This is a genomic window from Aquiflexum sp., from assembly GCF_041751335.1.
Classification (GTDB): domain Bacteria; phylum Bacteroidota; class Bacteroidia; order Cytophagales; family Cyclobacteriaceae; genus Aquiflexum.
Window position 1 is genome coordinate 1 of record NZ_JBGSXS010000075.1, and the last position, 9,304, is coordinate 9,304.

General features: G+C 38.9%; 6 protein-coding genes and 1 pseudogene. 4 read left to right on the top strand and 3 right to left on the bottom strand.

Translation table 11 applies throughout. The features are described from left to right. Positions 1–1,310, bottom strand: a pseudogene (locus tag ACEW8U_RS04700) (hypothetical protein); the annotation flags it as partial. A 206-nt stretch (positions 1,311–1,516) separates the two neighbouring features. On the opposite strand from ACEW8U_RS04700, the gene ACEW8U_RS04705 reads away from it, so the two are divergent. Next, positions 1,517–4,525: a two-component regulator propeller domain-containing protein gene (locus ACEW8U_RS04705; protein ID WP_373520880.1), complete on the top strand. Its 3,009-nt coding sequence runs from the start codon at positions 1,517–1,519 to the stop codon at positions 4,523–4,525. 345 nt (positions 4,526–4,870) lie between these two features. Next, positions 4,871–5,503, top strand: a complete 633-nt coding sequence (locus tag ACEW8U_RS04710) for a response regulator (RefSeq protein WP_373520881.1) — start codon at positions 4,871–4,873, stop codon at positions 5,501–5,503. 279 nt (positions 5,504–5,782) lie between these two features. Here the strand turns inward: ACEW8U_RS04710 and ACEW8U_RS04715 are convergent, their stop codons facing one another. After that, complete coding sequence (locus tag ACEW8U_RS04715; RefSeq protein ID WP_373520882.1) at positions 5,783–6,412, bottom strand: cupin domain-containing protein; 630 nt, start codon at positions 6,410–6,412, stop codon at positions 5,783–5,785. Between the two features lie 178 nt (positions 6,413–6,590). On the opposite strand from ACEW8U_RS04715, the gene ACEW8U_RS04720 reads away from it, so the two are divergent. After that, positions 6,591–6,809: a hypothetical protein gene (locus tag ACEW8U_RS04720; protein ID WP_373520883.1), complete on the top strand. Its 219-nt coding sequence runs from the start codon at positions 6,591–6,593 to the stop codon at positions 6,807–6,809. Positions 6,810–6,869: 60 nt separating this feature from the next. Here ACEW8U_RS04720 and ACEW8U_RS04725 read toward each other — a convergent pair whose 3' ends face one another. After that, positions 6,870–7,859, bottom strand: coding sequence for a hypothetical protein (locus tag ACEW8U_RS04725; protein ID WP_373520884.1), 990 nt, complete (start codon positions 7,857–7,859; stop codon positions 6,870–6,872). 833 nt (positions 7,860–8,692) lie between these two features. Between ACEW8U_RS04725 and ACEW8U_RS04730 the strand changes: the two genes are divergently transcribed. Continuing rightward, a partial coding sequence (locus ACEW8U_RS04730; RefSeq protein ID WP_373520885.1) for a 2Fe-2S iron-sulfur cluster-binding protein occupies positions 8,693–9,304 on the top strand: 612 nt, incomplete at its 3' end.

Sequence of the window (9,304 nt, forward strand, 5' to 3'; positions counted from 1 at the left end):
TAGGATACCTCAGACCTGATCAGTTTGTTATTCGGTGAAGGAGTAGTAAAATTGATACCTTTCCAATAGCCACTACTTGATTTGTTGTGGGCTGTAAATACTATTTTATTTACCTCTGATCCAGTCGCATCCAAATATCCAGCGCCTTCAATTTGGATCATTTTATCTGATTTCATTTCAAAAATGGCCCCTTCCATTATTTTCAGACCGGATTTTACCACAATATCAGAAGAAACAAGGTATTTGGACCCATCATTGAAAGCAGGCCATGTCACTAATGAGGGATGAGCTAGTTCTCCACCAGTTTCAATTCCGTTGAATCCATTGTTATCATTGAAACTGGAGTGAAAGTTTAGCATATTCAACTGCCTTGCAGGCACATAAGCCGCAGCAGACAGGTTGTTGCTAAAGTGATTATCCTGAAAATGTGTCAATTGGGACATTCCTTTTACATACATACCATATCCACCACTTTCCATAATCGTACTTCTCCTCAAATTTAAAGCTGATGCTGATATTGAGGTTCCTTCGAGAATCAAATTTGCTTTGATTCCAGGGACTCCCAGAAATTCTCCCCCACCACCATTAGAAATCAAAACATTTTCGAGTTTATTATTATCACTGTTGCTGTGAATTAGAATCCCCTTCCAGAATCCTTTCCGGGCTTCCTTACCTGTGAAAATGATTCGATTACTGTCCAGTCCTTTGGCTTCGATTATTCCTTGGGGGTTAACAATAAGACCGGTATTTTCCTCAAAATAAATAACTACCCCGGGTTTGACAGTCAATTTGGCGTTGACAGTTATTTCTGCTTTTACAATATAATCCGGAATGGCATTGTCTTCATGGACATCTTCTAAAATAAGATCTTCATTGATGTCCTTTGAAAGAACGGAGGGGTTTTCAGGCTCATTGGGTTCCTCAGGCTCATTGGGTTCTTGTGGATCTTGATTTGAAACAGTCACTTTCAATTCATCTCTATCTGACAAGTTGCCTTTGGATGCTTTCAATTCCAAAATATATTCTCCGGTTTTATCAGGAGTAAAACGTGCTTCTGGTAGATTTTGATCTTCAATTTGGGATTCACTTTCCAGTGGCTTAGATTTAAAATTCCATTCATATTGAACAGATCCACTGACACCTTCAGATTCCCCGATTAAAATCACCTCGATATTGATCTTTACCGCTTGGTCCTCACCTGCAATGGCCTTGATGGATTCCACTACAGGGTTGCTGATTTCTTCCTGACAACTGTACAAGGACATTGTCATAAGAAACAGCATCAACAATAATTTTCGATTTGTTTTCATAGTTGGTTATAGATTTTTTTTATGATTGTTTTGTGGTCATTTTATGGATTTCAATATTTTTATAGCCATAATGATTTCTTCTTTATAGATAAAAAAAAAAGGCATGAAGTTGCATGGAGGTGTATTAAACCATACCACATAAACATGTTATTTCTATCTGAATTTTAGAATAAAGTGATCGGCCCTCATTACTTTTACTTTTAAATATGAAGCGCTTATTCCTTTTCATTTTATTTGTTCAACTATCCATTTTGGTTGCGGCCAATACCAATCGGTTTTTCAACAGAATCACTGTGGATGATGGATTGGCATCCAACAACGTTTACGCCTTATGGCAGGATAAAAAAGGATACTTATGGATTGGAAGTACCAATGGTCTCCAAAGGTTTGACGGTAAATTTTTCATGTACTACAATATCCGTAAACCTCAACCCTTGCCAGCGAAACCTGTTCAGCAAATCCTTGAAGACAGGGAAGGCAATATGTGGATCAGGTATGGAGATGACTATGGCATATTCAATCCTGCTGATTTGAGTTTCAAAAAAGTACCGTTTGAAAAACCGCAGGACAGGTTTCTGGGGGAAAGACTTTGGACGGATAGCAAGGGTAACGTATTTGTTATTTTGGTTAGAAGTAAAATCCTTTACTATAACAAAGAAAAGGAAGTATTTTCAGAAGAAAACTCCCCTATCAAACTTCCAGAGGGATATCGGCCAAATTCCATCTTTGAAGACACCAAAACCGGTTTTTATTGGATCAGTAGCCAAGAGGGAATTGCTGTTTTTGACCCAAAAACCCAAGAAACATACCATATTTCCCATAACCCCCTCAAGCTTCCCAATCTGGAAAATGCTTCTATCAAACAGGGGTCGTGGTATTTTATAGACAGTGAGAGAAACCATTGGATGGCATTTTGGAATGAAGATCCAAATATCATTTCCTTCAGCGAAGGAACCAATCAGTTTACCCAATCTGCCAAAAACCTGAAAAACCAAACCCAAGAATACAGGGAGATGAACCATGCCTTTGAGACCAAGTCGGGAGAGCTTTGGTTTTATGGAGTCAACAGTCTATTTGTGTCAAATTCAAACCAAAATGGCACCTTTGACTATTTGAGGGATGAATTTATGAAGCACAGTGTTATACACCAGGTATATGAGGACAGGGATGGAGGAATATGGCTGGCTTCAGATGAAGGAATTTACCATTATGCTGATAATTTTCCTGATATTACTTACGGCTTTTTTAGGGATGGGGATCCAAAGCATGTTTTTTTGGAAATCAAAGAAATCCATACCAACCAGAATAAACAAACCCAATATTGGGTAACGAGTTGGGGAAGGGGAATAGTAGTATTGGATGAAAATCTCAAAGAGTTATCTTCCCAAAAAATTTTTAGTAAAATATCTAAAAAACCAGAGACACTACAGACCTGGACTTTACTTCAGGAAAGAAAGAGCAAAAAGGTGTGGGTTGGCGCCCAAAGAGGATGGCTTCAAATCATCAATCCTGATACCCATGAAACAGAATTATTCAACTTCCCTGTTTTCAGGCAGTCAACCATCAGAAGCATTTCACAGGATAAGTCAGGAAATATCTGGTTCACGACACAGCGTGGGGATTTGATCAGATACAATGCCGATCAGCCCATTGAAAATGACTCTTTTCATTTAGTACGGGCATTTAATGGGTTTGCAATTGATCACCTTATAGACATCCAAAATAGGATTTGGGTTTGTACAACCAACAGCGGAGTATTTTGCCTTGATGCCGGCACAGGGGAAATACTAAAGCATCTGGATGAAAGCATCTTATCCTCCAACAAACAGGAAAGAATCACCCAACTCAATGACAGTATTTTTTTCTTTGGCTACGATCTGTTGAATGCCTATAACGATAAAAGCGGTGAAAACAGAATCCTGTCCTATTCAGATGGCATGATCAGCAATAAAATAAATAAAATGCTGATAGATAAAGACGGATTTTTGTGGATTTATACTCCCAACGGTATCTGTAAGTATAATTACACTCAAAATTCATTTACTCAATACGGTCAAAAAGATGGCTTTGGCTTATTAGAGATGGATGGTAGTGGGGGAACCTTCACCAACAATGGGCAACTTATTTTCACAGGGTATAGCTCAATGGTATCATTTAAACCAAGCCAGTTCAACAGTCCGGTCAAACCTGACCAGCCTACCCTGACAAGTATCAAACTTTTTGATGAATATTTATTTGTAGATTCACTGAACACCGTTACCAATAAGAATTTCGGGCATGAGCAAAATGCCTTCACCTTTTATTTCAGCAGTCTGAATTACACTAACCGGGACAAGCTGAAATATTTCCACAGGCTTTCGGGAATTGACCAGGATTGGAAATCCAGTGGACAAAACAACATGGCGGTATATTCCCTTCTTCCCGCCGGCAGGTACACTTTGGAATTTCGGAGTGAAAATGAAGCCGGAATTTCTTCTTCCATAGGTTCTTTTGATTTCAGAATAAGCCCACCGTTTTATGAAACCTGGTGGTTTAGATTGTTGGTAATCACTATAGTGTTGTGGACAATCCTATTGATTTACCGTCTCCATATCAACCGGGTCCTAGCAGTCGTAAAAGTCAGAAACCGTGTGGCCAGGGACCTGCATGACGACATGGGTTCCACACTGAGCACAATCAACATTCTGAGTTCCATGGCCAAAACCAAACTTCATACAGATCCAGCCAAAACCAGTGATTACATATCCAAAATTTCGGATAACAGTCAGCGAATGATGGAAGCCATGGATGACATTGTCTGGAGCATCAAGCCCCAAAATGATACCATGGAAAAAGTCATAGCACGTATGCGTGAATTTACTACCAACGCGCTTGAAGCAAAAGATATAGATTTCAGGTTTGAAGTGGAGGAAAATGTATATGAAATCAAACTCCCCATGGATGCCAGAAGAGATCTATTTCTCGTATTTAAGGAGGCTGTCAACAATTTGGCAAAGTATTCCAAATGCAGCAGGGCCTTCATTCACTTTTCCCTTAAAAAAGGGAAACTCCACATGAGGGTGAGGGATTATGGGATGGGATTTGATCCCCAGTTAGCTGATTCTGGCAATGGCTTGAACAATATGAAAAAGCGGGCCCAAAATATGGGCGGAGAACTCAAGATCACATCCGAGATCGGAGAAGGGACGGAGGTTGTATTGGATGTGGGGGTTTAGGGGCAGGATTTTAGATTTAAGATTTAAGATTTAAGATTTGGGGAAGAGGGAAGGATGAGGGTTGAAAGAATAGGGTTGAAGGATAAAGGATGGGGGATGAAGGAAGAAGGATGAGGGTTTAAAGTAATAAGGTTAGGATAGTATGGGGACATGATGTGAGTGGAGACACTCACCTTGGCGTGTCAGGCCCCATTCTCGTCTCTCGCATCTCGCTTCTTGGTTCTTGTTTCTTGACTCTTGTTTCTTGGCTCTTATTTCTGATATCTCATTTCCAAAAGCACTCCAATATGTGATTGTTGGACCAATAGTTCCCTCTTAAATTTGCCATTATTAAAGCAAGGTAATATGATAAAAGTATTGATTTACGAAGACAATCCTCAACTGAGAGAGGGGCTGACCATGTTAATAGATGGCAGTGAAGGGTTCCAAGTGCTGGGAGCATTTAGGAATTGTAGCAATGTAGCCTATGAAGTCGGTTCATATAAACCCGACGTCATCTTGATGGACATAGATATGCCCGGTGTCAATGGAATGGAGGGTTTAAAAATCATCCGCCAGCAAAATATTGATGTCAGCATTTTGATGCTGACCGTTTTTGATGACAACACCAATATTTTTGAGGCGCTACAAAATGGTGCCAATGGCTATATTTTGAAAAAAACCCCACCTGCAAAGTTATTGGAATACATACAGGAAGCTGCGATAGGTGGTGCACCCATGACAGCATCAGTTGCCGCCCAAGTTCTCAAAATGTTTTCCCAGATAAATCTCCCTTCAGGAAAAGATTACCATTTATCCGAAAGGGAAAAAGAAGTCCTTCAGTTTCTGGTCAAAGGCTACTCTTATAAAATGATCGCTTCTGAAATGTTCATCGCCATGGATACTGTTCGCAGCCACATCAAAAAAATCTATGAAAAGCTACATGTCAACTCCAAATCGGAGGCGGTGGCTAAGGCATTTCGGGACAGGATTGTTTAAAAAGAAATGACTTGTCTTTTTATTGGTGCCGTTTCTTTAATTAGGCTAAGAGAGAAATTGTCCCACTGCTCGCAGCACTTTCTAATTTTGAAATTTGCGCTCTCTGCACTCCTTTCCTAATTGTTCTTGAGTGAGATTTTTATCTTTTCTTATTTTTGTTTATGACGGCTTGGGTTTTCGAAGCGCGTCACTGTCCCACGTTAGCGGCTGGTTTTCTGTCTGATTGAAGCAGTATCAGTCTAAGCTTTCGGAAATCTTTATAAAAACTATTCATGTTTATCATGGCTTTGATTTGCTGTCGTAGAGCTTGTATCCCAAAACTCTTGCATAAGGTCTTAATATCATTTTGATTGTCTTTTGGGCATTTACAGGTGCGTCAACCACATAGCTGTCAAACAAGTCGCCAAACATTGACGCCTTGAATAATAAATGAACCATATTCAGTTTTGAACTACTGTCCAAAAGTGGATAAAACTGTGCTAGAGAATAAACAAAACTTACAGGGATATAATCACTGTCTTGGTCGCAGGTGATTACAACTTCTGAGTTAGTGTTGTTTGAAAAAGTATGATACTGCTCTTTGGGAAAACTTATCCTACTCCCTGCACTCATTTCTATAACTTCATTATTCAATTTTACTGTCAATGTTCCTTTAGTAATGGTCGCACTTTCATCAAAGCTAATGTGCAGATGTTCTGGTGGCCCTGCTGACCCTGGAGCAAGCGTCACCTCACTATAAACTTTGTCGCCAACCTGTTTGATTATGGTCTGTGTAACGCCTTCCATCTTACTGCTAAAGGTTTGTCCTGATTTAAAGTAACCGTCAAGACGGGGAGGTTTTAAAGGAACCAACATATTATAAAGAACAGGAAGCAAGATGATTGTTAAAATGATTAAAACTGTTGTCATTATCTGTTGTTTTTGTTGTTTGTCGTTATTTGTAGTCTTGGTTGAACTGTATGTTAAACTTGCCGCTAACGTCAGACTGTGAAAAAACTCCCGATTATTTTTAGTTCACTATTTCCCAGTCCCGCTAAATTTAGTAAATTTAGTTGAAGATCGTTTTTAGTTTCCTTAAAATATCGCCATGCAGCACATCACCGGCACTGACCGCCTTCAAATCACCTTCTCAAGCCTTGATGAACAGATCTGTAAAGACAATTCCGTCAGAATCATCGATGCCTTTGTGGACAGCATTCATTCTTCTTTTGACTTCTTTCATGAGTCCCAGATAGATATTTATTTCCATTTCTATATTGTGGCTAAAGAACAGAAAAGCTCAGTGAGCATACCCCTTTCAAATTGATTCTAAAGTTACTTTTTCGCACTAAAAATTGCTGGTATCGAAGTCTGCTTATTGAATTTATCATTTGTTAGTAGACGTTTCAGCCTTCTCAGCTTTTGCTCTTAACTTTTCTATAAAAGTGGTCGAGGTATAGAAAATATTCCAACGACCATTATCAAACGACGTTGATTTTTCCATAAATGGACTGATAGATTCACCTGGTTTTGTTTCGAACTCTTTCATCAGCCGAGTACTCGCAAAGATTAAAAACGCTCCATTAGATGTTACAAATGGACTCATTTCTCTAGCACTTGAATTTATCGGTTCACCTAAATTAATTGGCTCAGTCCATTCGTTATTGATGTTAAAGCTTATATACAAATCAGTTATTCCAATTCTATCTTCTAAATTATTCCCTCTAAATATTAAATAGTCTTCTTCAGGAGAAATGAATGGATCCGAAACACTTTTGTTAAGGTTTATTATATCCGGTAATTTTTCAACCAAATGAGACGAGTCCGATTTTACAGCTTTCAAAATATCGCCAGCCCCAGTATTAAAATAAATATCTCCATTATTAGTGATGGAACTGTATAAGTCACCATTTTCTGTTAAGGTAACAACTTGTGGATCACCCCACCCATTTTCAATTCTTTCTACATACCAAATTCTATTTATAAGTAGGTCAGTAGAGTCCGAAATTGGCCTGCTAGAAGTAAAGTAAAGCCTCGATCCATCCGGTGAAAATATTGGATCAACCTCAGAGTAGTTGCTAGAGAATGTAGCAAACTTAGGTTCAGACCATATGTTTTCCTTTAACTCTAGAAATACAACTTGACCTCTATTTGGCAAAAGCGTTGTATAATAGAATTCAGAGCCATCAGGTGAAAATGTTCCATTGTACTCAAATTGATCTGAAGAAATAATATTTGGAGCTAAAATCTTCACAGAGTCAGTAGCATGAAGTCCAAAAAAAGGATTTGAAAGAACATTTCTTTTCTCTTCAAATTTGGATGTGCATGCAGCTATTAAGGATAATAAAATGAAGAACTTTGTTATTAAATTTCTCATGGTGAAGGTTTGATTATGTAACGTAAAGTGCTCTAGACGCAATCTACCTAAAAAAGTAACTATAATAAAAAGGTCTATCAAGATTGCGTTTAAACATAGTTGGACTAAGCCGGTCTATGCCTATGGGTATTTATAATCTTTGTTTTGGAGACTCTTTTTCAAAAAGATCTTCATGATCAATGATTTGGGTCTGATTTACATTTTACACAGCTTTTTTGGTTTTCTACAAATCATACCTATTCCTAAAACAGACCTTCTGTATTGTTTTCATTTTAGCTTTTCAAAGAACTTCAATCTGCATATCCCGATATTCGGAACAGGTTATGCTGCTTTAATCCCGGTTGACTTTTACCCAATATGAGGTTTGTCCGCTACAGTCCGTCCTATCGGTGCTGGAAGCCAATAGTTTCGTCAACAAGAAAGAACTCCCGTTCTTCTAATTAGTGACAAACTCCTGCACAAACCAAAGCTGAGCAATAAAAAACCGCCGATATAACTTCCGGCTGCCCAGCTTTTACCAATACTTTTGTTTATGGCTGGGCTTCTCAATTACAGGTCGTCATCTGGTATATATGTAATTAACTATCAGAATTGTGTAAGTTGTTTTTTAATGAACGGTTTTAGTTTTGTATGCTACACAATACGCTTTACTAATTTTTTGGCATGTTAGTTTGGTGCGTTTGAAACTTGGGATAATTCTTGTTTTCAAATTTTCTCCCGGAATATTCACATAGCAAAAAATATGGTAAGCGATTTTAAAGGTTGTATTCCGATCAATAACAGTTCCCAGATTTCCAATCGTAAAATTTTAGATACCCCTCAAAAAAATAAATATGGAAGAGCTCGAAAAATGGAATGACAGGATTGATACAGATAAGTTAAGCGAGGACGAAGAAAGCATTCTCAGCCAGATGGGATTGAGCGGAAGTTCCCGCAGAAAATTTTTAAAACAGGCTTCTGTGGCAAGCCTCAGCATCTGGGCCTCCACTTATTTTACTTCCGAAGCATATGCAGTAGCTATGAACAATTTGGCTGCCAATCCCGATGTTTTTATGAATGAAATTACAGTAAACCTTCGGGTGAATGATATGATGAAATCCCTGAAGATTGATTCCAGGGTTACTTTATTGGATGCGCTTCGGGAGCGGCTGGCGCTAACCGGGTCTAAAAAAGGTTGTGACCATGGGCAGTGTGGTGCCTGCACTGTAATGATAGATGGCAAAAGGCAACTTTCCTGCCTTACGCTTGCAGCAACCTGTGGTGACAAAGCCATCACCACAATAGAAGGGCTGGCCAAAGGCGGCAAAATGCACCCAATGCAGCAGGCATTTTTAAAACACGATGGTTTCCAATGTGGGTATTGTACGCCGGGGCAGATATGTTCTTCGGTAGCACTTTTAGAGGAGGCTAAGAATGGCGAAGCCAGTTATGTAACAGAAAATGTC